At 50.6% G+C, this 20931-nt stretch carries 17 protein-coding genes; all 17 read right to left on the bottom strand.

Annotation, left to right across the window (positions count from 1 at the left end; genetic code table 11):
- Positions 1-38: 38 nt before the first annotated feature.
- The 17 genes from DZC79_RS15955 to DZC79_RS15875 all read right to left on the bottom strand — a co-directional run bounded on the left by DZC79_RS15955 (position 39) and on the right by DZC79_RS15875 (position 20744).
- Positions 39-1520: a capsule assembly Wzi family protein gene (locus DZC79_RS15955; RefSeq protein ID WP_118952608.1), complete on the bottom strand. Its 1482-nt coding sequence runs from the start codon at positions 1518-1520 to the stop codon at positions 39-41.
- Positions 1521-1538: 18 nt separating this feature from the next.
- A complete protein-coding gene (locus DZC79_RS15950) occupies positions 1539-2312 on the bottom strand; it encodes a WecB/TagA/CpsF family glycosyltransferase (protein ID WP_118952607.1) in 774 nt (257 codons plus the stop codon).
- The gene (wecC, locus tag DZC79_RS15945; protein ID WP_118952606.1) at positions 2309-3526 is read right to left on the bottom strand and encodes a UDP-N-acetyl-D-mannosamine dehydrogenase; all 1218 of its coding nucleotides are present in this window, start codon (positions 3524-3526) and stop codon (positions 2309-2311) included. The genes DZC79_RS15950 and wecC overlap by 4 nt, the downstream gene beginning before the upstream one ends.
- Positions 3510-4670, bottom strand: coding sequence for a non-hydrolyzing UDP-N-acetylglucosamine 2-epimerase (gene wecB, locus DZC79_RS15940; RefSeq protein ID WP_118952605.1), 1161 nt, complete (start codon positions 4668-4670; stop codon positions 3510-3512). Before wecB ends, wecC begins: the two co-directional genes overlap by 17 nt.
- Before the next feature lie 54 nt (positions 4671-4724).
- Positions 4725-5897 carry a glycoside hydrolase family protein gene (locus tag DZC79_RS15935; RefSeq protein ID WP_118952604.1) on the bottom strand — a complete coding sequence of 391 codons (1173 nt, stop codon included), beginning with the start codon at positions 5895-5897 and terminating at the stop codon, positions 4725-4727.
- A gap of 39 nt (positions 5898-5936) precedes the next feature.
- The gene (locus DZC79_RS15930) at positions 5937-7016 is read right to left on the bottom strand and encodes a glycosyltransferase family 4 protein (RefSeq protein WP_118952603.1); all 1080 of its coding nucleotides are present in this window, start codon (positions 7014-7016) and stop codon (positions 5937-5939) included.
- On the bottom strand, positions 7013-8050 hold the full coding sequence (locus tag DZC79_RS15925; protein WP_118952602.1) for a glycosyltransferase: 1038 nt from the start codon (positions 8048-8050) through the stop codon (positions 7013-7015). Before DZC79_RS15925 ends, DZC79_RS15930 begins: the two co-directional genes overlap by 4 nt.
- Before the next feature lie 4 nt (positions 8051-8054).
- The gene (locus DZC79_RS15920; protein ID WP_118952601.1) at positions 8055-8819 is read right to left on the bottom strand and encodes a glycosyltransferase family 2 protein; all 765 of its coding nucleotides are present in this window, start codon (positions 8817-8819) and stop codon (positions 8055-8057) included.
- Positions 8809-10173, bottom strand: a complete 1365-nt coding sequence (locus DZC79_RS15915; RefSeq protein WP_157977199.1) for a hypothetical protein — start codon at positions 10171-10173, stop codon at positions 8809-8811. Before DZC79_RS15915 ends, DZC79_RS15920 begins: the two co-directional genes overlap by 11 nt.
- Positions 10173-10772 (bottom strand): acyltransferase, encoded by a 600-nt coding sequence (locus DZC79_RS15910; protein WP_118952599.1) that lies wholly within the window; start codon positions 10770-10772, stop codon positions 10173-10175. The genes DZC79_RS15915 and DZC79_RS15910 overlap by 1 nt, the downstream gene beginning before the upstream one ends.
- 6 nt (positions 10773-10778) lie before the next feature.
- Positions 10779-12143 carry a lipopolysaccharide biosynthesis protein gene (locus DZC79_RS15905; protein ID WP_118952598.1) on the bottom strand — a complete coding sequence of 455 codons (1365 nt, stop codon included), beginning with the start codon at positions 12141-12143 and terminating at the stop codon, positions 10779-10781.
- Positions 12144-12222: 79 nt separating this feature from the next.
- A complete protein-coding gene (locus DZC79_RS15900; RefSeq protein WP_118952597.1) occupies positions 12223-14637 on the bottom strand; it encodes a GumC family protein in 2415 nt (804 codons plus the stop codon).
- 32 nt (positions 14638-14669) lie between these two features.
- Entirely contained in the window at positions 14670-15545 is an 876-nt protein-coding gene (locus tag DZC79_RS15895) for a polysaccharide biosynthesis/export family protein (RefSeq protein ID WP_118952596.1), read from the bottom strand.
- 112 nt (positions 15546-15657) lie between these two features.
- A complete protein-coding gene (locus DZC79_RS15890) occupies positions 15658-17253 on the bottom strand; it encodes a hypothetical protein (protein ID WP_118952595.1) in 1596 nt (531 codons plus the stop codon).
- 37 nt (positions 17254-17290) lie between these two features.
- Positions 17291-18082 carry a hypothetical protein gene (locus DZC79_RS15885; RefSeq protein WP_118952594.1) on the bottom strand — a complete coding sequence of 264 codons (792 nt, stop codon included), beginning with the start codon at positions 18080-18082 and terminating at the stop codon, positions 17291-17293.
- A gap of 26 nt (positions 18083-18108) precedes the next feature.
- Complete coding sequence (locus DZC79_RS15880) at positions 18109-19518, bottom strand: undecaprenyl-phosphate glucose phosphotransferase (RefSeq protein ID WP_118952593.1); 1410 nt, start codon at positions 19516-19518, stop codon at positions 18109-18111.
- Positions 19519-19988: 470 nt separating this feature from the next.
- Positions 19989-20744 carry a tyrosine-protein phosphatase gene (locus DZC79_RS15875; RefSeq protein ID WP_118952592.1) on the bottom strand — a complete coding sequence of 252 codons (756 nt, stop codon included), beginning with the start codon at positions 20742-20744 and terminating at the stop codon, positions 19989-19991.
- Positions 20745-20931: the final 187 nt, after the last annotated feature.

Raw genomic sequence — 20931 nt, 5'->3', positions numbered from 1 at the left:
ATATAGACATTAATTAATTATGCACAAAATTCACCCTATCACCACCCTTTGCTCAGTCGGATCATACCGCCGATACTGTTATACAGCAGCCCGCCTTTATCGCCGGCCAGTGCAAAGCCGATGCTGAAACCATTTTTCAATGATCGCGACGCTTCAAGATAGGCGCTGAATTGCTTTACCTCCGTAAAATAGGGCGGCGGGCCGGGGTTGCGGATGTCGGCGCCGGAATGCCCGTAAGGGCTGGAGCCCCAGGTGCCATAATTGAGCGAATAGGTTGCTTTAGCGGTAACCGACCAATTCCATAAATAACCCATGATCCCGGCATGGAAAGCGATCACCCGGTTGTTTACGATATAGTCATTAACACTGCCATGCGGCAGTTCCTTTCGCATATATTGCCGGTTGGTCAGCAGCGGGGAGCCCAGGTTTTCCTTTTGATAGGTCCAGCCTTCAGTATACATGCCATTGTAATAGTTTTCGTCTCCGGATGGTGTGACCTTGGCGCTGGGCTCCCCACCCTGGCTCTTGGTATAGAGAAATTCGACCAGCACCTTCTGCCAGCCGGCTACCTGCGTGCCCAGCTTCCCATTGTTACTGAAGCTGAGTCCCCACAGCCCGTCCTTTACATTGTTGAGATGATACAGTCCGCCCACATCGTAAAAGAACTGGTGATAAGCATTGATACGGACCTGCTCCAGATCAATCTCGATGCCCTGGTCGATGGAGCCCAGGTGATTGCCCACCTTAGAGCCATGATAGGTGGTGCCGGTCAGCGCCCTTAAAGCAGTAGGCAAAGGCGCAAGATCCCACTCCCGGAAATATTTGTTCTCATCCCCCCAGAACACCTGGTGGTTGAAGCCGCCGAAAAGCCGGACTTTCCACTGCTCCTTCCCGATACGGCCATAAAGGGACTTCTGATGGTACCAGGTGCGGGCGCCGACGCCGGGCATATACTGATTGGTCTCCGTACCGATAGTGCCGATATAGCCTATAGCGAAATTGCCTTTTACCGACAGCACACCTGCAGTAAAAGGTACCGTCCAATACTCAGGAATACTGAATTCCAGCTTTGGAATACCCAGCGCATTACCGGAAGAGGAAAAGGCGCCGCTCGACAGGTTGCTGTCCACAAGCCCCATCCGGTCGCGGGAGCGGCCGGCTTTTATTTCAAAGATATTGAGCCTCGCTTTAAGATAAGCCTCCATGAGGATAAATTGCACCCGGTTGCCGAAATTGGCGCGGGCGTCCACGGCTCCGCCCCAATCAGGCTTCCAGTCCCGTTCCTTATTCCTGTAATCGCGGTACACATAACCGGAGAGCGCAGCAGAAGCACCATCCAGGGGGATGCTGCCGTATTGATTGCTTCTCATCCAGAAAGGGACCTGTCCGTTGGTGGTACCGATGGCCATGGCCGCAAGCCCGTAATGTAACCGGCCGGCCGTATCGACCGGCTCCTGTCCCTTTGCGATCCCGGCGGCTAAGCCGAGCAGTAACAGCAGCACCCCTCCTTTGTTCCTCATCGTGTTGGCTTGATTGATTTATACCACAGCAGTTTTTCTTTTCCGGAAACATTCTTTGACCAGGTAGCCCAGGAAAAGCGTGTTGGTAACCAGGTAGCGCTTCCACATACGGCCCGGCTCCTGCAGCACCCGGAAGAACCATTCCAAACCGGCGCGCTGCATCCACAGCGGCGCCCGCTTCGTGATTCCCGATACCACATCGAATGAGCCGCCCACACCCATAATGAAAGGCGTTTGAATGATGTCCTTATACTGGTTCAGGAAGATCTCCTTCTTGGGCGAGGTGATGGCAACGAAAAGAATATCGGCTTTGCTGGCAGCGATGCTTTGCGCAATGGCAGGCTCTTCCGCTACGGTATAATAACCGTTGCGATAACCCGCGATAATATCCGGAGAATACTGTCCGGTATATTTATCCACCACCTTGCGGACCACCTCTTCTTTTGCGCCGAAAAAAAAGATGCGGTAACCCTTTTCATGCGCCAGCGCGACGAGGTTGCTCATGAGGTCAATACCCGCCACACGCTCCGGCAAAGGCCGCCCCAGCAGGCGGGCAGCCCATACTACACCCTGACCGTCGGCATTGATAATGTCGCTGGCCACCACAGAGGCTTTCAGCTCGGGATTACGTTGCATATTGACCAGCTTGGCTACGTTGACCACAACATGGTGCAGCGGCCGCTTTTCTGCGATCGCCCGGTCGATATGGCCTACTGTTTCGGCCATGGTAAGGCTGTGGATGGGGCAATCCATAAGCGCTATGGTAGCGATATCCCCTTTAAGTGCCGTCATACGCCGGTGAAGTTGAGTACCGTTTTTAAAGAAAGGTTTTTGCCATTCAGCAGGTTATTGAACTCCTTATGCGCTACCAGGAAGCAGAGGATATCGGCATGCTCTATCGCGTATTCTTTGGAGTACAGCTCATCGCCTTCCAGGCTGGAAATATTGGGTTCTATCGGCAGGATCTTAAAGTCCGTTTGCTTCAGCGCCTTGTAGATTTCCAGCGCAGGGCTTTCTCTCAGGTCGTCGATATTGGGCTTAAAAGCCAGGCCCAGGCAGGCAATCACGGGCTTGCGCTTGATGGCCAGCTCGAAGGACAAGGCTTCATTTTTGATCCGTTCAATGACCCACTCGGTCTTGTAATCGTTGATCTCCCTTGCCGCTCTGATAATGCGGGCCTGTCCCGGATAGGCTGCTACAATGAACCAGGGATCAACAGCAATACAGTGTCCGCCCACGCCAGGTCCGGGTTTCAGGATATTGACACGGGGATGGCGGTTGGCCAGCGTGATCAGGTCCCATACATTGATCCCGGCGGTCTCGCAGATCATAGAGAGCTCATTGGCAAACGCAATATTGACATCACGATAGGAATTCTCGACCAGCTTGCACAACTCTGCCGTCTTGGCATCGGTGGCCAGCACTTCACCGCTTACAAACTTCCGGTAGAAGGCTACGGCAGCTTCCGTCGATCTGGCATTAACACCGCCTACGACACGGTCGTTGGCGATCAGCTCCTGCATCACGTGGCCGGGCAGCACGCGCTCGGGACAATGTGCAACGAAAACCTTAGCGATGTCGATGCCTTCTTCCGCCAGCACTTCCGCCACTTTCTCCGTCGTACCTACCGGTGAGGTAGATTCCAGAATAACCAGGTTACCTTCTCTGACGAAAGGTGCAATGGAACGTGTCGCCTGGATCACGTAGTCAATGTTGGGTTGATAGCCTTCATGAAAAGGAGTGGGCACTGCCAGGATGAAGACATCGGCAGGCGCGGCCTCTGTAGCGGCTTTCAGCTTCCCGCTGTTCACCGCAGCTGCAACAAAGGTATCCAGCTCGGGTTCCACAATGTGGATCGCACCGGAATTAATGGTGTCGACCACCCGGGGTACAATGTCCATGCCGTGTACCTGGAAACCGCGATTGGCCAGCAATGCAGCCGTGGGCAGACCGATATAGCCGAGGCCTACCACGCAAATATGTTCAAATTTAGGAGACGTATTCATGTTTATGGTTCGTTAGTAAAAATTGAGCGATTCTTTTTGTAGCCTGTCCGTCGCCATAAGGATTGTGCAGCCTGGCCATACGGTCGTAACGTTCTGTATCGTAAAGCAGGTTCAGCGTTTCGCTGACGATCCGTTCTTCATCGGTGCCCACCAGGATGACCGTACCGGCGCTGACCGCTTCCGGTCGCTCCGTGGTATCGCGCATTACCAGCACCGGCTTACCCAGCGAAGGCGCTTCTTCCTGTACCCCGCCGCTGTCGGTAATGATCAGCCGGGCGCGGTTCATAAGCCAGATAAAAGATTCATAGGGTTGCGGCTCGATCAGGTGCACATTCGGGATACCCGAAAGTAATTCGTATACCGGCCCCTGTACATTTGGATTGAGGTGTACCGGGTAGATGATTTCCGCATCGGCCTGTTCCGCAATACGCTTTAAAGCCCGGCAGATGTTCAGGAATCCTTCGCCGAAGTTTTCGCGCCTGTGGCCGGTCACCAGGATGATATCGCGGTGCAGCGGTAGCTGCCGGCTGAGCACCTGCACCGACTCCGGCTCGGCCCGTTCGATAAGGCTAAGACCATGCTGCAGCGCATCGATCACCGTATTGCCGGTCACCAGGATATGCCGTTCCGGAATGTCTTCCCGGAGCAGGTTTTCGCGGGATTGCTGCGTAGGCGCGAAGTGGATATCGGCGATACGGCCGGTAAGGCTACGGTTCATCTCCTCAGGGAAGGGCGACCATTTATTGCCGGTACGCAGGCCTGCTTCCACATGGCCTACTTTAGCGCCGCTGTAAAAAGCAGCCAGGGCTGCAGCCATTGAAGTCGTGGTGTCGCCGTGGACAAACACATAATCGGGCCTGAAATCTTCCAGCACCGGCTTCATACCTTCTACGATGGCAGCGGTGAGGCTGTACAGGTTTTGTCCCGGCTTCATCAGGTTAAGATCGTAATGCGCCGGTATGCCGAAAAACCGGATGACCTGGTCGAGCATTTCCCGGTGCTGGGCGGTAAGGCATACCGCCACATCGATCTCGCCGGAATGTTTGCTCAGCTCCAGGTATAAAGGGGCCATCTTGATGGCTTCCGGACGGGTGCCGAACACCAGCAGCACCTTCCTGCGCGGGTTAGCGTGGGGGGATAACATTGGTTCTTGAAGATTGGTTATGAAATGGTTCTTTACTTGCTTTATATCAGGTCATCAGGTCTTATTTTTTAAATATTCTGTCATCCCGTAAAACATCCAGCCCTGTGCCCAGCGTACATAGGGAATACGGCTGCTGTAGCGGTTCTTCATCTGGAAATAGAAGTATCCTTTTTTGTCCTGCATGTGTACGATAGACCAGAGCAGGCTGGTATCGACCATATGCCGGTGCTGCTCCAGCACATCCAGCCGCGATAAGGTAACAACCAGCTGCGCCGTGTTGTGGATATCGATAGGATAAGTCTTATTGCTATAGTATTTCGCAATGCCTTCTGCGGTAAAAAAGGTTTCCAGGTAATAGGCCAGCCCTTTATCCACATGGCTGTCGAAGCTTGTATCGCCCGAGTACTTGCGGTACTCCCTGATACATTCCAGGTTGTAGCCGGTATGGAAATTATCGATCCATTGGTGAAAAGGCAGGGTGCCATAAGACCAGGAGCCATCGGCGTGCTGGTGCCGGCAGCAAAAAAGTATAGAGCGTCGTGCCGCATCCAGGAGAGCGGCATTACCCGTGTAATGGTAAATACGTGACAGCAGCCGGCTACCCAGCAGCGATGCATTGAACACCTGGGTGCGATCTTCAGGCGAATAGGAGAAAGCAAAATTACCCTCGTCGTCGTAAGTACGGTTAAGGTCTTTCAGTACAAAGTGCTGCGCGCTGATCGCCGCATCGAGGTAACGCTGCTCGCCCGTGACCTCGTAAGCATCCATCAGGCTATAAGCAATAAAGGTGGTGGCGACCACCGTAGGCGTATACTTCGGTTGAAAGAAAGCCCGGGCCTGCCAGTCAAAATTGTAGCCCCAGCAGGCGCCCGACCATCCCTGCGATTGCAGGGTCAGCAGCTTATCCGCCAGGTACTTAATCGTAGTTATATATTGCTCCTGTGGCTGTTTCTGATAAAGGTTGCAATAGCCGGACAGGAAAAGGCCCAGCCCTTTGGGGTTATAATCTTTGGCCACTCCTGTAATGCGCCGGAGGTTGACCGGCGAACGCTTGAACAGCTGGATCCAGGCCAGGCGCGGCCATTTCCGGCGCGATACCCAGGGCAAAGCACGGAACAGCTTGCTGTTTAAGCCGTCGTAGGGATCCCAGCCTTTAAAATCTTCCTGCTCGCAATATGCTTTCAGCTGCTCGAAGGAAGCTTGTATCGTATCGTACTGCTGGCTCATGCGTTTGTCGTTTCGATTGGAATGAGGGAGTGTTGATCATTAAGAGTTTAATTCCCGGTAATTTTGAAAAAGCCATTCCCTTACGGCATGCGGGGTAAAGCTTTCCAATGCCTTTTGTCTGTTACGTTCCGACATTTGACTACAGATCTGCAAATCATTCAATAGACTTCCAATAGCAACAGAATATTCACTGGCATTCCAGTCGTTCACCAACACACCGTTCTCGCCATCTTTTATCCAATCAGGAATACCACCAACAGGGCTGGAAACAATGGGCAATCCATAAAGCATACCCTCAAGAATACTGATGGGCAACCCTTCGCTCAGCGACGGCAAAAGAAGCAGGTCGGCAGTTTCAAGCAGTTTATGCTTATCTGCACCGGTCACATATCCGGCGAAGTGGATATAATCCAGCGACTGCTCTGCTACAAGGGCCCTTGCCGATTGTTCTTCCGAACCTGATCCGGCAATAAGTAGGTGGACATCACATTTTTCGCGAAGCATTTTCACGGCTTCAATGGCGATGTAAATCCCTTTATCTTTTTCTATGCGCGATAAATAGAGTACCCGAAAGGGAGTACTTATAAACTGCTTCCTGTAGGATACAGCTACGCCTGAGTCGTCGGCAGCATTGCGCCCTATCTTGATTTTCTTCTTATCGATTCCGAGCGCGGAAAGCTTCTGTTCGAAAATGCGGCCCAATACAACATGCCGGTCAGCTTTTCCGAAAGTATGCATAAAAAAAGAACGCATCCACCTACTACTCTGCAACTCTTTCTCAAAGGGCTCCTTCCATCCGTGCCAGTAAACCAATACTTTCTTTCGCTTGCAACGTGCTGCTAAACCAGTGAAAATACCATCCCTGATAAAACTTTTTTTATCCAAAGAAGGGTTGATGTGCACCACCGTTGCCTTGCCTGTCTGCCTGTAGAAATCCCGGAAACAGTTTGCAAGCTGCAGGTAACGCATAATGCCCGAGCGTTTGGCTCCGTTGTGTACATCGAAATACGACACCCCATCCTTGCCATCTAAGCCGAGGATATTGTACAAGGACGCTACACCACCTGGCTGGCTTAAATTGGGCACTGTGATCAATATATGATTCTGGCTTGCGCTCATTTTAAAGTTTTGTAAGCATTCAGATAATGGTTTACTGTATGCGCTATATCAAAGTTTTGACGGACATACAACTTGGCGGCGGGCGGTATCGTTGTCTCCACCTTTCTTTCAAGAATGGCATTAATACTTCCGGCCAGCGAACGCGAATCTCCAGTCTTGAAATAGTCACCCCGCTGCGCAGCCCTAATAATTTCCATGGGCCCGTCGAGGTCGGACACGAGTACATGCAATCCCGCGGCGATCGCTTCAACAATAGTCAGACCGAATCCCTCAACAAAAGAAGGTTGCACTAATAAATTATAATCCTGCAAATGCTGATAAATATATTTCCGGTCACGTGCGCCCAGGAAACGTACAACGTCATCCAGCCCCAGAGCCGCTCTCAGCTGTACCAGGTGCAGGGTTGATACGCCCTCGCCAATAAAATCCAGCCGTATATGATTATGTCCCTGTTCTTTCAATATTTTCAATGCTTCGAGCAGAATATGCTGCCCTTTCACTTCATGATCCAGGCGGCCCACCTGAACAATGCGGAATACGGCAGGATCGGCGGGGCCCTTTTTCTCCACTACGGCATCAAAGTCCACACCGTTATAAATAACCTGCGTTGAAAGCCCGGAACGGTTATGAACATCCGTTTGAACAGCCCTGGAGATGGCAAACAGCTTCGCATATTTTTTCAAGTTGGTCACCGGCACATTGGTGGTGTGCAGGGTCAGCAGAGCCTTCTTCCTGAGCGAAAGCCGCAGCATATTGACCGCTTTATGATTGTGGCAATGGATCACTTCAGGATCAAAACGCCATAACGCCCGGTTGAGCCGCAGCAGCGGCATCGGGTTCCTGGCGCCTTCTTTCCTGTTCAGCCGCACTACCTTTACCTTCCCGCTGATCTGCTGCAGCAGCCCTTCGTTGACCTGGTCATTGATAATGAACAAGGCTACCGAATGGCTTTCCGACTGCCGGTTAAGGATATCGACGAGCATGGTTTCCGTGCCGCCAGTATTTAAAGAGAATATGAGGTGTGCGATATTCATGAATTCAATTAACCATACCTTTTACAATAGCTTTCAGATCATACCATTTGATCCGCATTCTGTTGGCCGACCAAAGCGAGGCATGATGCCTGGCAAGTATGCGGTCGATGTCTTTCAGGAATTTTCGCTTCCCGGTGCTCGTCTTGCTCTCTTCCCATATCCGGAACGCAGCCAGCGGCCTTTCCTGGCAAAATTTAATGCCGCCGTGCTGCAGCAAACGCAGCCACAGGTCGAGGTCCATACAGTAATGAATGGTCTCATCGACAAAGCCGATTGATTTCATTATTTCAAGGTTATAGAAAGAGCCGGGCTGCACTACGTTATAATTCTTATTCAGCAACGCTTCCCTGCTGCCGATCTCCAACCGCCGTGTTTCCTTTTTAACGCCGTCGCCGTCGATAATGTCCAGTAATGCACCATAAAAAATGGCATCTTCCGGGTTTTGACGATAAAGGCTAACGATCTCTTCCACGCAGAAAGGCTTCAGCAGGTCATCAGAGTTGATCCAACCGGCCAATGTACCGGTCGCCAGGCGAAAGCCTTTGTTGATGGCATCGCTCTGGCCCTTGTCTTTCTCATGGATCACGATATCGATACGGTCGCGGTAGCGTTCCACCACGGCCATCGTATCGTCGGTAGAACCGCCATCCACCAGGATGTATTCAATATTGCGGTAGGTCTGCATGAGCACCGACTGTATGGTTTCCTCAATAAACTGCCCCTGGTTATAGGAGGGCGTAATGATCGATACTTTTATATCAGGCTGCATAGTATTTTTTTTGAATTTGCGAATTCCTCATCCGGCTCCAATAGTCCTTTGCTGCTATTACCATCAGTAGCAAAACCATAGTACGAAAGCCTGTACTCATTAGCTCGGTACCGGCCATTGAGGTAAGAAAGGATGCCAGAATAAGCAAAAAACCGACAACAGCATAAGCGCTGGCACTGGTTTTCCGGTAAAAGAAAATCATGTATCTAACAAACAAAAAGAAATAAAAGGCGGCCCCGAAAATGCCGAGGTTTAGCATCAATGGCGACCAGGTAATGTCACCTGTATCAATCTGCGCTACTCTACCTGTTGTTTCGGACACCAGCCCGAATTGAAAAGGCAACCTTGCCGCATAAGCAGCGTTATCGCTGATCATGCCAATGCCAAAGAGCCAACGGTCAAAAGATTGGATCACATATTGAAAACGTTCAATAAAGTGGCCTACCCTGAAAGTAAGGTTGTTATCGTTGATATCGATGTATTGCACCGAAAGATTGCTGTTGAATGTAGCGTACATATCGGTAAAGGCATCATTCAATCGATTGCCTACCACATCGATAAAGGACAATGCATAAATACCGAGGCCTATAGCTGACAGATACAATGCTCCTTTGCCCGAGCTCTTCTTCAGGAGCAGATAAACGGAAATAACAGCAATGATCGTCAGCATCAGCGAACGATGCATCGGTCCGATCACAGTCAGAAACAAAATCCCCCATACAAGGTATTTCAGCGTGGTATTCTTAAACCGGTATACAAAGAGAAAGTAGAATAACGCTGCATTCAGGAACATGGGAGCATTGTAGAAACGCATGTACGAGGTTCCTTCTACAAGTCCCGTGTGGACATTGGCATCTCCCGATGCAGACAACAGGATCGTAATCCCCGAAGCGATCTGCAACAAGAATAACACACTCTGAAAAACGGTGATGAAGGCCACACTGTTCAATGCCTTTTTTAAATCATCCTGGGGGACACCAAAAAAAACAGGAACAATAAGAAAAATAAGGTAAGGCCGGAAGACTTGTAAAACATTGGCAAGGGAATAGTCAAGTATAAACAGACTGTAAGCTACATCGGCGAGAACAAAAAGTATCAGGTAACCGGAAAGCTTAAATACCGGGAAGCGTTGTGTGATCAACTTCATGCGCCGCCGGTTCATCACAAATAACACGGCAGTATACAATATACCCAAATCGCTTCCCTTATCCAGGGGAAGTCCGAACATCAGCCAGTTTACCGGTATAACCTGGAAGCCGTTGGTCACAAACAGGAAAAACAGCATCAGGGAAGGATAAAACTTACCCTTCTGAAAACAGTAAATGGACAATATGAGCAGTAATAAACCGAGCATTAGCTTGCTTTTCTGATCATTTTAGCAGGGTTGCCCGCCCATATTTCATCGGGCGGAATATTTTTAGTGACCACACTACCTGCGCCGACAATAGCCCTGGCGCCTATAGTAACACCTTTCAGAATAATCGAGTTAGCGCCGATAAATACATCATCGCCTATCATAATGGGAGCTGCGCCGATTTTAGAGCGATCATCAGCTCTTCGATCCAGGTAATGTAGCGGGTGAAAATCATTGTCCCAGATACACACATTGCCACCACAATTCACATGGCTGCCAATGCTTATTTTTTTGCTGCAATAGATTGAGACACCTGAAAAGCCGCTATGATCACCTATTTCCAGCGTTGCTCCGGCCAATACCGCAAGGCTGCAGGGCTTGAAGAGCCCGACCATATTGGCTGCGGGGTCACTGGTAAAAGTTACGCTGCTGCCGATTGCAAGGTGTCCCTTATTGGAAATAAGCAGCCGTCCACTGATCCTTGGAAAGGAAGCGTAGCTGACCTTTTTGTATTTGATGGTTATATAATTAAGCGCATATAACCACCCTTTGCCAATGTTTGAAGCAGGTTTAATAACCTTCCCTAAAAAGGAGCTCATATATTGCTATTTATTCCAAAGGCCTGTGGCCTTTCCACGGACAATTTTATTTGACTGTATCGTTAACGTTGCTCCCATAACCAAAAGAAGGATAACGTTTGCAAGCACAATTCCCGGAAGTCCCCAGGTTTTTCCCATATAAACCGCAAGCGGCAGATTCAGCACACAAACAATGGCGTACAGAATCAACTGAATTCTCAGCTTTCCAAAACCGTTGAGAAAATAACAATTGGCCATTACCCAGGTATAGCCAATTACATAAAGGCCCATGCAAACAGAAAGTACCGGTGAAACGGCCACTGCTTTCCCAAGCCATAGAACGTAGACAGGGCCTGAAAACAGAACCAAAAAAGGCACGATAACGAACGAGGAGGCAAGCCAAAACCGGTTGATCTTTACCAGGCAACGCTTCAGCCAATCAAAATCCTGCTTGGTATAAGCGTCGGTAACCGAACTCCAGAAGGGGGTGATCACAATAGTGAAAACCATAATAACGACCGAGAACAGTTTGTAGGAAACATTGAAACGGGTAACCGATTCCGGCCCGAGCACTTTAGCAATAACAATGTTATCTGTTTGGAACAGTACCAGCGTACCGATCTGGATCAGGAAGAATATACTGCCGGTGTTCAATATACCGCCTGCCTGCCGGATATCGATCTTTTTGATCTCCGGAGCCACTCCCTTTAAAGTGGTCCGGTACAAGTACAGACTCGCAATGAGGAGCACAGACAAAGGGATAAGTGTGAGCAGCCACACCAACACATGAAGACTGCCGGGTACCAATTGCTTTAGAATGAGAATGCCGATCAATAAAGCCAGCTGCCCGATAAAAGAAATAAGTCCTGCAAGGGCAGGTTCGTGCAATGCTGTTAATACGACATTGATCAGCTGCACTACAAATTGCATACAGAACGCTCCGATCACAATTGTAATGATCAGCCGTATGTTTTCGTTTATGGTAACAGGAATATTCAGAATACTGTTCCAATCGAACAAAGGGCTAAGAATAAGGAATAAGAGGAATACACCTGCGGCGATAAAAGATAGCAGCAGGTAAGTCGTGCTCACATATTTCTTCGCCTTATCGTACTCGCCCAGCGCGATAGCCGCCGCCAGTTTATTGCGCAGGCCATTGCCCATACCGATATCGAAAAAGCTCATCCAGCTCACGACCGAGCTGATGGTCAGCCATATCCCATACTGAACCGGGTTGATGTAATTGATCGTCAGCGGTACCAGCAGCAACCCTACCAGGATGCTGCCGGCTTTGACGCCGAAAGACAGGATAACATTCTTCAGAATCTTATCCGATCGCTGATCTTCCCGCTTCAGCAGCCCCGATAACTTATATTTTATCGCTTGTATCATGTTGCTTCAATAGCCAGGTCCGGTCCTTTATTTCCTGGTTAAACCCGAGTATCGCTTTTATCTGTGCGCTGGTAAAAGATCAGGATTTGCTGCCCAGCAGATCCCTTACCCAGCTTCTCTTTCTGGTCTTTTCATCTTCGGCGTAAGCGCCGTAGCCATAGCCGTAACCATAGCCATAGCCATAACCATAGTAGCCGCCGCCATATTTCTTCTGCCTGATGTCGTTGACCACCAGGCTGAGGTGCGGCATCTTGTTTTCACGGTAAAGGGCGTTGGGAAGCCTGAGCTGCTCCTTACGGGTTATATCCACCCGCACGATATACAGGGTAGCATGTGCATAGCTGCTCAGCAGCTGTGCATCGGTAACGAGATTGGGTGTCGTATCGATGATCACATAATCGAAGTCAGCCTTAAGCTGCTCAAATAGCCGCCCGGTGCGCTCATGCAGCAGCAACTCGGTGGGGTTGGGCGGTATCGGCCCGGAAGAGACCAGGTAGAGGTTTTCGTGCACACCGGAAGGCTGTACGATCTCCTCGATGGTGGCCAGCCCGATGGCATACTGGCTGAAACCCTTGCGGCTGCCCAATCCCAGCGATGCGGTGATCTTGGGTTTACGCAGATCGAGCTCGAGCAGCACCACTTTCTTGTCGGCCATAGCCAGCACGGCAGCAAGATTGGATGAGATAAAAGACTTGCCCTCGCCGCTCATGCTCGAGGTAATCATGATCACTTTATCGTCCTTATGGGTAAGCAGGAATTGCAGGTTGGTCCGCAGCGCACGGAACTGCTCCGAGATCACCGAACGGGATTTATGGGTGACCAGCATAAAGGTATTGTCCTCGTTGTGCCCGATCTCGCCGATGATCGGTATCGTTGTATTCGATTCGATATCGCCTTTCCCCGACAGCCTGGTGTTCAGCAGCTCCCTGGCGTAAGCATAGGCAAAGGGCAGGAAAGCGCCCGCAAGCAGGGCCAGTGCCATCACCAGCTTCTTCTTGGGCCGGAAAGGGAACTCGTCTGCTTTGGCCGCATCGATGATACGGGAGTTGGCAATAGTCGAAGAGCGCGAGATCGCTGTCTCCTCGCGCTTTTGCAGCAGGAAGAGATAGAGCTCCTGGCGTATGGATTGCTGCCGGCTGTAGTCGAGGAAAACCCGCTCCTTGGCCGGCACCTGGCGTATCTGGCTTTCCAGCTGCCCTGCATTGCTGCGCAGGGAGCGAAGGGCTACCTGCGCACTACGCTTCACCGAAGAGATACCCTGGAGCATATCGGCGCGCAGGTCCTGCAGCTGACCATCGATGTTCTGTACCATCGGGTTGTTTTCAGTGGAAGACAACATCAGGCGCGAACGCTGCATCAGCAGGGCATTGTACTGGGTCATCAGCGCCGCCAGCGTCGGGTCCTGCACAGCCAGAGAGGCCGGCACTACCCGTGTATTGCTGCTGTTCTCCTGTATGTATTTCTCCAGCGATTCGATGACATTCAGCTGCACTTCCTGTTCGGCCACCTGTTTGGTGTAGTCGCCGGTATTGGAGATGAGCACCTTGGCCTGCTCGCTCAGATCGGCCAGCTCATTCTGCTGCTTGAAGCTCTGTATCTGCTTTTCGATGTCGGTCAGCTGATCGCCTACAACCACCAGCCGCGCGTCGATGAAGGTCATAGTGCTGTCGGCAATGCGGTTGTTGTCGTCGACATTGGCCTGCATGTACTCGCGGATCAGGGTGTTGATGATCGCTTCGCCTTTCTCGGGTACGGAGTAAGGAAGGCTAAGGGCGATGGTGCTTACCTGTTTGTTGGGGATCGATGCCTCCAGGGATTTCATGAAGCCAGAGGCCACCCTTGTGGGATCGGCCACCATTACCGCATACTTGTTGTTGCGTTTGCCCCTGAAGCCGGGATTGCGTGTCACCACCGCGGTGCCGGCAGGCAGGTAAAGTGTGTCGCCCCAACCTGCTTTATAGCTCTGTTGTTGCTCCTGGTCTTTGACCGACAAGGCATTGTCCCCGTTGAACTCGACGGCATAGAGCTGGTTGCCTTTCCGGAGCACGGCCGGGTTGAAATTGAGGAAACGGAAGGAAAAAGGAAGCTGCTTACCGTAGACCTCAACCGTCTTCAAAGCCTTATTGGTCTGGTAGAGTACATTCAGCTGCAGATCGTCAACCACCTTGCTCATGAGCGTAAAGCTCTTGATGATCTCGAGCTCATTGTCCACGTTGCTGGCCCCGCTCAGCAATCCCACGCTTTTCAGCATAGAAAGATCGCCCATGCTGCCGCCGCTCTTCTTGTCATCATCCTTGATCAGTATCTTAGCATTGATCTTATAATCGGCAATAGAAAAATAAAGATAAACGAACGCTGCGGTTCCGGTTACGAGCGCACAGATCAGCATCCAGGGCCAAAGGCTCAGCGCTTTGCTCATGATCTTCCTGATATCCACTCCTTTTTCCTCTGTCACAGTATCCCATTCGGAATTGGGTATCGTGTTCTGTTGCATGTATTCTCAGATATACTCCCTTTGATTAAATTTTATTTCGTTCGTGTGAGCACAATCACCAGCAACGACAACGCCGAAGTGATGATGGTATAAGTTCTCAACATCGCGGCATCATTAGCAGCTGCTTTGCCTTTGCCGGGCTGTACATACAAGACGTCGCCCTGACGCAAATAAAAGTAGGGTGATTGAAAGATGTCGGTCGAGTTCATATCGAACCGTACCATTTTCTGCTTCCCATTCTCCTGGCGGGCCAGGATCACATTGGTACGCTTACCGAAGATGCTCATATCGCCCGCCTGTCCCAGCGCATCGAGTATGGTCGCTTTCTCGCCATTGATCAGGTAAGATCCTGGCGCGGTTACCTCGCCCAGCACGGTTACCTTGAAGTTGACGATACGTACGTTGACAATGGGTTCTTTGTAGTACTTCAGGGCCCGCTGCCGGATCGCTTCCCTGGCTTCGGCCGTGCTGAGGCCACCCACCTTGATCTCGCCGGCTATCGGCAGCTCTATAGTGCCGTCGCTGCTGACCAGGTAGCCGGGTGCCGCATCGCGTCCCTTATCCAGGCGGCTCAATGCAGGATTAATAGCAGGATTGGCAGTGCTGATGTCGGCGCTCCCCATAATGTTGTTCATATCGGGATCCACCGTTTGTATGGTGATGTTCAGGATATCGTTGGGTAAGATCTTAATATCCTCATAAGCCGTTACCGGTATCTGTACGCCATTACGGTACACCGTGCCGCTGTCGGGAAGGTTTTTAAAATAAGGAATGTTCCTGTAGCTGGCACAGGAACTGAACAAGAGGCAGAACGCGACAATGCTGAAAAGCGGTATTGGATGCGGAACGTTGTGCTTTGCTGTTACTCTTCGTTTTAGCTTTTGAATAAACTGGATCGGGTTCTTCACGCTTTAGTCCTTGTTTAGGTAATGCGGGAACAGGCCCCCTGAATAATACCCCCGTTATGGTATGCTCTTCAGATTTTGCCCTGACAGGCCTGAACCCACATTAGTTTTATTTCTAGTTACAGAAGTGCTGCTGCTCATTCTCCGGCACAGTGATCGTACGGGTATAAGCGGTGCTGTCGATATATTTGGTCCTCAGGTACACCCTGCTGCCACCCCATATCACTTTAAAGTCATAGGCAGAATGATAGTTCAGGTTGGTGGTCTGGAACTTACCTTGGTCTACATGACCCAACAGCTGGTACTCGCCGGTATTGTTCATCCGATACCATACATCCACCGAAGGCCGTACGTAAGGATTGGCCGAGTTGCCGGGACAACGTCCTTCGATGTCGAACAGGATTGTGGTCAGCGCAGGAATATTCAGCGTGATGGTCGGCTGGGTACCGCACAGCGGGCCGGTGTATACGGCCAGGGGCTGCGCTTCCCTTACCTTCCAGTTGGTCTGGCTGTTGGCAGCGGTATTGCGGTAGATCTTCATGGTCACATTGCCCTGGGGCACGTTCTCAAAAGAAGCCACGCCGTTGTTGGCTACCTGCATGATGTAGCCGGAAATAGCCGGTATGGTGCTTTCGCCGGCAGGGAAGATATCGACAAGGAAGCTTTCTTCCGCAGGCAGGCCGGTCACGAAAGTGGCCCTGGCTTCGCTACATACGTTATCCAGGAAGGCCAGGTTGTAATAAGTCAGGTGGGTAGTGGTAAAGTCTACTTCCAGCTTGCCCGCATTGTTGGTAATCGTTCCATTCTTCTCGAAAACCCATTTACCGGTCTCGATCTGGTAGCTCCATACGGGGATCACATCGCCGGCCGCAAAGGCAGCGCCGGTGCGGGGGTTGATCTGGTCATTGCGCACGCCGATGGTTACATTCACCGGCTGGCTGAAGGTCTTTACCTCTTTATCGTCAAGCTTCATATCAATATTGCAGAAACCAGCAGTGCGGAAGATACCGCTTACCTTATTGCCTGCCTCGTCAGTAATATCATCGGAGTGAAAACCGCTGCCGGGGAAAGCATTCAGCGAAGCAGCTTCCAGGGTGTTGAAATGAGCGATCACTGTTTTGAGCGTGTTCCCGGTAATCGCGTTACCGCCGGCATCATTGAAGCGTGTATTGGCTGGCAGCGACACGCTGGTCGCTACAGGACTGTTCGTTGTTGGCGTAGCGATCACTTCAGTTGCAGGTACTGCGCTACCCGCCAGCGTCGTGCTTTTCTGTACCACGGTTACACCGGGAGGCGGGTTGTTCAGGTTGACCATGCTGATAGTAACCAGCTTGGAAGCCTGGCCGGCAAGGATGGTCACGGGCACCCGCACCGGCAGGTAGCCGTCGGCTTCGGCATTGATCACGAATACAGCCGGCTGGCCTTCAGCCGGAGCCGCGGCAGGCAGCAGACCGAGCGATATGATCCCGTCCACCACATTGAATATCTTGTGCCCGCTGATCTCATAAACAGATTGCGCCTTGTCGCCGGAGATGGTCAGCCTGATATTGGCGGGCGCAACGCCGGGTTTAGCCGCATCATAGAACTTTACAGCAACCACATTATCAAACACGTCAGGGTTGATGCTGATCGTGAAGCCTTCAGTCGGTTTGGTACATTGCGTGAACAGCATGCTGCCCACAGCCAGTAGTGCAATAAATATTTTCTTCATCGTAGTGTAATTAATATGGATGATAGGTTAACCGGAATTACAATTTATAATAGAGACCCACCTGCGCCACCGGCAGCCAGCGGTAACCTTTAAGATTTTCTTTAAGCTGCTCCTGGTTACGCTCGTTCCCCGTAAGGTAGCCGGTCGTTTCCATTTTTACATTCGCCTCGGGCAGCAGGTAATAAGTACCCAGGTCAAGCGAAAGCTGCAGCTTCTCTGAAGAGAACAGGTTGAGGAAGCCGGCACCTATATAAGGAGCGATGCCGCTACGTTTAACCGTCGTTTTAATATCGCCCATACGATCATCATTGATCTGGATATCGCCGTAGTAATAGTCGCCTACAGGGATCGAACGCACTTTGCTTTGCGCATGTACAAACCAGGCCAGACCGGCGGAAACCCGGAAGCCGAGCTTTTGCCATACCGGCAGGTAATAGTCGCCCAGCAGGTGAATATTCACAAAGCCGGTCTTGAATTTCTGCTCCAGCCTTGTGGTACCTACCTGGTCTTCACGGGTATAGCTGAATGTAGGAATCCAGCTTAGACCGGCCCGTAGGCTGAATTGATTGTTCAGCGGGTAGATACCCTGGATGCCAAGTCCCGAGCTACCCAGCGTGATACCGATGGCCGGCGTATGGGTAATGGTAACGGGCGCCGCTACGGCTGCGGTGCTGCTGTCCGGGGTTTCTGCGGCATTGCTTTCCTGTGCGCTTGCCTGCCGGCTTCCGAAAGAAAGCGCGAGCAAACCGGCCAGGAACAAGGCTTTACGGCCTTTGTCCGACTGCCTTTGCTTACTGTGCATCATAATGGTTGTGTTATCGTACTGCATTGGTTAAAGGGGGTGATTATAGGATTTTATATTGCTTTTTCATCGCCTTTGAAAATATTCCATACGGTAAGGAAGATGATCTTCAGATCAAGTAGCATCGACCAGTGCTCCAGGTAGTGCACGTCGGCCTCTACCCTTTTTGCCATATCCTCGGTAGTCCGGGTTTCGCCGCGCAGACCGGTAACCTGCGCCCAGCCTGTAATACCGGGCTTCAGGAAATGCCGCACCATGAACTTGTCGATCAGCATGGCGTATTCTTCGGTATGCTTCAGCATGTGCGGTCGCGGCCCCACCACCGACATATTGCCGATCAGCACATTAAAAAACTGCGGCAGCTCATCAAGACTTGTCTTGCGCATAAAAGCGCCCAGCCGGGTAATTCGTGCATCGCCCCTGGTAGCCTGCCGTGCATCGGCCTCCTTGTTCACAGTCATACTCCGGAACTTAAGGCAGTAGAAAGGCTGGTTGCTGCGACCCGAGCGACGCTGCCTGAAAAAGACCGGCCCCCGCGATTCCAGTTTGATCAGCAAACCCAGCACCGGGATAAGCCAGCTGAGCACAAAGACGATCACGAACAGGGAGAAGGCGATATCGAAGCATCGCTTGAAAGCCGCATTGCGTATGTCTTCCAGCGGTTCCTTTCTCCCGGTCATTACCGGTATGTTATCGATTAGCTCGATGCTGATACTGCCGGGAAAATACTCCTGGTAGTCGGGCACCAGCCGGAACCGGGTAAGGTTGCGGTCGGCTTCATGCATCAGGATATTGACATTCTCTTTGCTGATGCCGGGCAACGTGCAGAAGATCTCATCTACCCTGTTGTTGCGGATAAAAGGGATGCAATCGGTGGTGCTGCCGCGGTACAGGGCATTATCTTCCCGCTTCTCATATTGATCATGAAAGATGCCCATGATGTTGTAGTCCGAAACGGTATCGGCAGAGAAGAGATGAGATAAGGTACGGGAAGAAGAATTCTGCCCCACGATCACGATGTTCTTCTTGCTGTAACGCAGGCTCTGCCTGATATTTTTACGGATGCTCAGCAGCACGATACGGTTCAGCAGCAGCAGGTAGGCAAACAATGCCCAGGCGCCCAGGTAAAAGTAAAGATGCGCCGAATGAATCCCCCGCAGGAAGCTGTTCTGAAGGCTCAGCATAAAAACAAGCGACAGACAGAAGCTGAAAAGAATAAAGGATTTGATCGTCCGGCTGAAGATCGATACCGAATTGCGGTGCTGGTAATTATCGTATATCTTAAAGAAGGACTGCACAAAGAGCCAGCCGAAATTGATGATCAGCAGGTAAGGCAATACCTGGAAAAGCTGTATGCTTTTCCTTGCAGAAAAAACGCCATAAGAAATCCACAATGATGCGTTGAGGGCGACGACATCAAGAATGAAGTTGAACCACTTTAGGAGGCGTAGCGTTCTGGGCATAAATATTAGCTCTAGATAACCTGTGAAATACTACACTCATTCTTGTATTTGTATATATCACAATACAAATACTTTAATTGGCTCCGTTGACCGGAACAAACAGAAAAAGGGTGGTAAAACGGTTTTTATGCCAGTTCTTACACTACAATAAAAGAAGAAAGGGAAAAATAAGGCCTTCGGTTATCCAATAAGCATACGGCCGGGCCGGCGGGGGTGGTTAAAGTATTCATGACGGTTCTTTTGGCGCTCAATTGGTTAGGTTGAGCAATTGGTTATGTAGACTGATTCAGGATGATGATTTAACAAATCACCAGGTTCTTAACAAAAGTACATGATATTTGCGACTGTCATACATTTATTCCGTTTTTAACACAAAAACAACATTTTCGTAACCCCTAATGTACCGTTATCAGGTAGGTAGTTATGAATTATCTGAAATTAAATTAAACATCGAAAGATGCATACAATATTCAAATTGTATTATTTAATAACGGTGCTTGCATTAACCTCGGTAGATACTCACTTCTTAAAATTGTGTTAAGTGCTTTTTGGTGCCGGCGATGGTGAATATCTGAGCCCAGGAAGCTGTAAAGGCCTTCATTTAACAATTTATTGGCAATAATGTTAACATTTTCACCATAATAGCCGCTTAGGGCGATAGTATTCAATTGCAGGTAGCAGCCACTCTCCTTCAGCTGGATCAGCGGCTCCAACGGCTGCGCATGATAGTAGTTGTACCGTTCAGGATGCGCCAGCACCGGGCGGTAGCCCATAGCCTGCAGCTCAAACAGGGCCGGCTGCAATAACGGAGAAGCCTGCACAAAGCCCATTTCAACAAGAACATAACGATCGCCGAAGTACAGCAGCGGCTCCCTACGTCTTAATTGCGCCAGGAACCGCTCGTCGATCATATATTCGGCCGCAGCCTCGATCACCAGGGGAATATGCTCCTGCCGGGCTGCTGCGTCCAGCATTTCCAGGCCTTCCAGGATATTATCGCGCGTGTTACGGGGGAAATAGTCGGCGCTGATATGCGGTGTGGTCACGACTTTAGAGAAACCGCCTGCACTCATCTGCCGCAGCAGTTCGAGGCTGTCTTCCATTGTTTGGGCGCCGTCATCGATGCCGGGAATGAAATGAGAATGCATATCGGTGCCCAGGAAAGACCAATCGCCCCCGACAGGCGGGACTGTTGCCTGGGCTTTCTTTTTAAATAGTCCGAACATGGTGGGGGCGCTTCTTTTATTTTAAACGTGAAACTGATATCCCTTTCCGCTTATCCTTTTTCACAAAACTACGCGGTAAATATTAGTATATCTCCTAAAATCCGGCCCAGCTTGATTTTCGTAGCTTTCCACTACCAAAAAGAAGAAATCAACAGGGTCGATAAAATAGAAATAAAACTGCTAAAGT

This window comes from Taibaiella helva (assembly GCF_003545695.1).
Lineage (GTDB): Bacteria > Bacteroidota > Bacteroidia > Chitinophagales > Chitinophagaceae > Taibaiella > Taibaiella helva.
Note: the sequence above shows the minus strand (reverse complement) of the source record. Positions and strands in the feature narration are given on the sequence as shown.

What these genes read in the sequence shown, in the direction of transcription:
- DZC79_RS15955 (WP_118952608.1), bottom strand. Translation starts at nt 1,520, where the DNA reads ATGAGGAACAAAGGAGGGGTGCTGCTGTTACTGCTCGGCTTAGCCGCC.
- DZC79_RS15950 (WP_118952607.1), bottom strand. Translation starts at nt 2,312, where the DNA reads ATGACGGCACTTAAAGGGGATATCGCTACCATAGCGCTTATGGATTGC.
- wecC (WP_118952606.1), bottom strand. Translation starts at nt 3,526, where the DNA reads ATGAATACGTCTCCTAAATTTGAACATATTTGCGTGGTAGGCCTCGGC.
- wecB (WP_118952605.1), bottom strand. Translation starts at nt 4,670, where the DNA reads ATGTTATCCCCCCACGCTAACCCGCGCAGGAAGGTGCTGCTGGTGTTC.
- DZC79_RS15935 (WP_118952604.1), bottom strand. Translation starts at nt 5,897, where the DNA reads ATGAGCCAGCAGTACGATACGATACAAGCTTCCTTCGAGCAGCTGAAA.
- DZC79_RS15930 (WP_118952603.1), bottom strand. Translation starts at nt 7,016, where the DNA reads ATGAGCGCAAGCCAGAATCATATATTGATCACAGTGCCCAATTTAAGC.
- DZC79_RS15925 (WP_118952602.1), bottom strand. Translation starts at nt 8,050, where the DNA reads ATGAATATCGCACACCTCATATTCTCTTTAAATACTGGCGGCACGGAA.
- DZC79_RS15920 (WP_118952601.1), bottom strand. Translation starts at nt 8,819, where the DNA reads ATGCAGCCTGATATAAAAGTATCGATCATTACGCCCTCCTATAACCAG.
- DZC79_RS15915 (WP_157977199.1), bottom strand. Translation starts at nt 10,173, where the DNA reads ATGCTCGGTTTATTACTGCTCATATTGTCCATTTACTGTTTTCAGAAG.
- DZC79_RS15910 (WP_118952599.1), bottom strand. Translation starts at nt 10,772, where the DNA reads ATGAGCTCCTTTTTAGGGAAGGTTATTAAACCTGCTTCAAACATTGGC.
- DZC79_RS15905 (WP_118952598.1), bottom strand. Translation starts at nt 12,143, where the DNA reads ATGATACAAGCGATAAAATATAAGTTATCGGGGCTGCTGAAGCGGGAA.
- DZC79_RS15900 (WP_118952597.1), bottom strand. Translation starts at nt 14,637, where the DNA reads ATGCAACAGAACACGATACCCAATTCCGAATGGGATACTGTGACAGAG.
- DZC79_RS15890 (WP_118952595.1), bottom strand. Translation starts at nt 17,253, where the DNA reads ATGAAGAAAATATTTATTGCACTACTGGCTGTGGGCAGCATGCTGTTC.
- DZC79_RS15885 (WP_118952594.1), bottom strand. Translation starts at nt 18,082, where the DNA reads ATGCAGTACGATAACACAACCATTATGATGCACAGTAAGCAAAGGCAG.
- DZC79_RS15880 (WP_118952593.1), bottom strand. Translation starts at nt 19,518, where the DNA reads ATGCCCAGAACGCTACGCCTCCTAAAGTGGTTCAACTTCATTCTTGAT.
- DZC79_RS15875 (WP_118952592.1), bottom strand. Translation starts at nt 20,744, where the DNA reads ATGTTCGGACTATTTAAAAAGAAAGCCCAGGCAACAGTCCCGCCTGTC.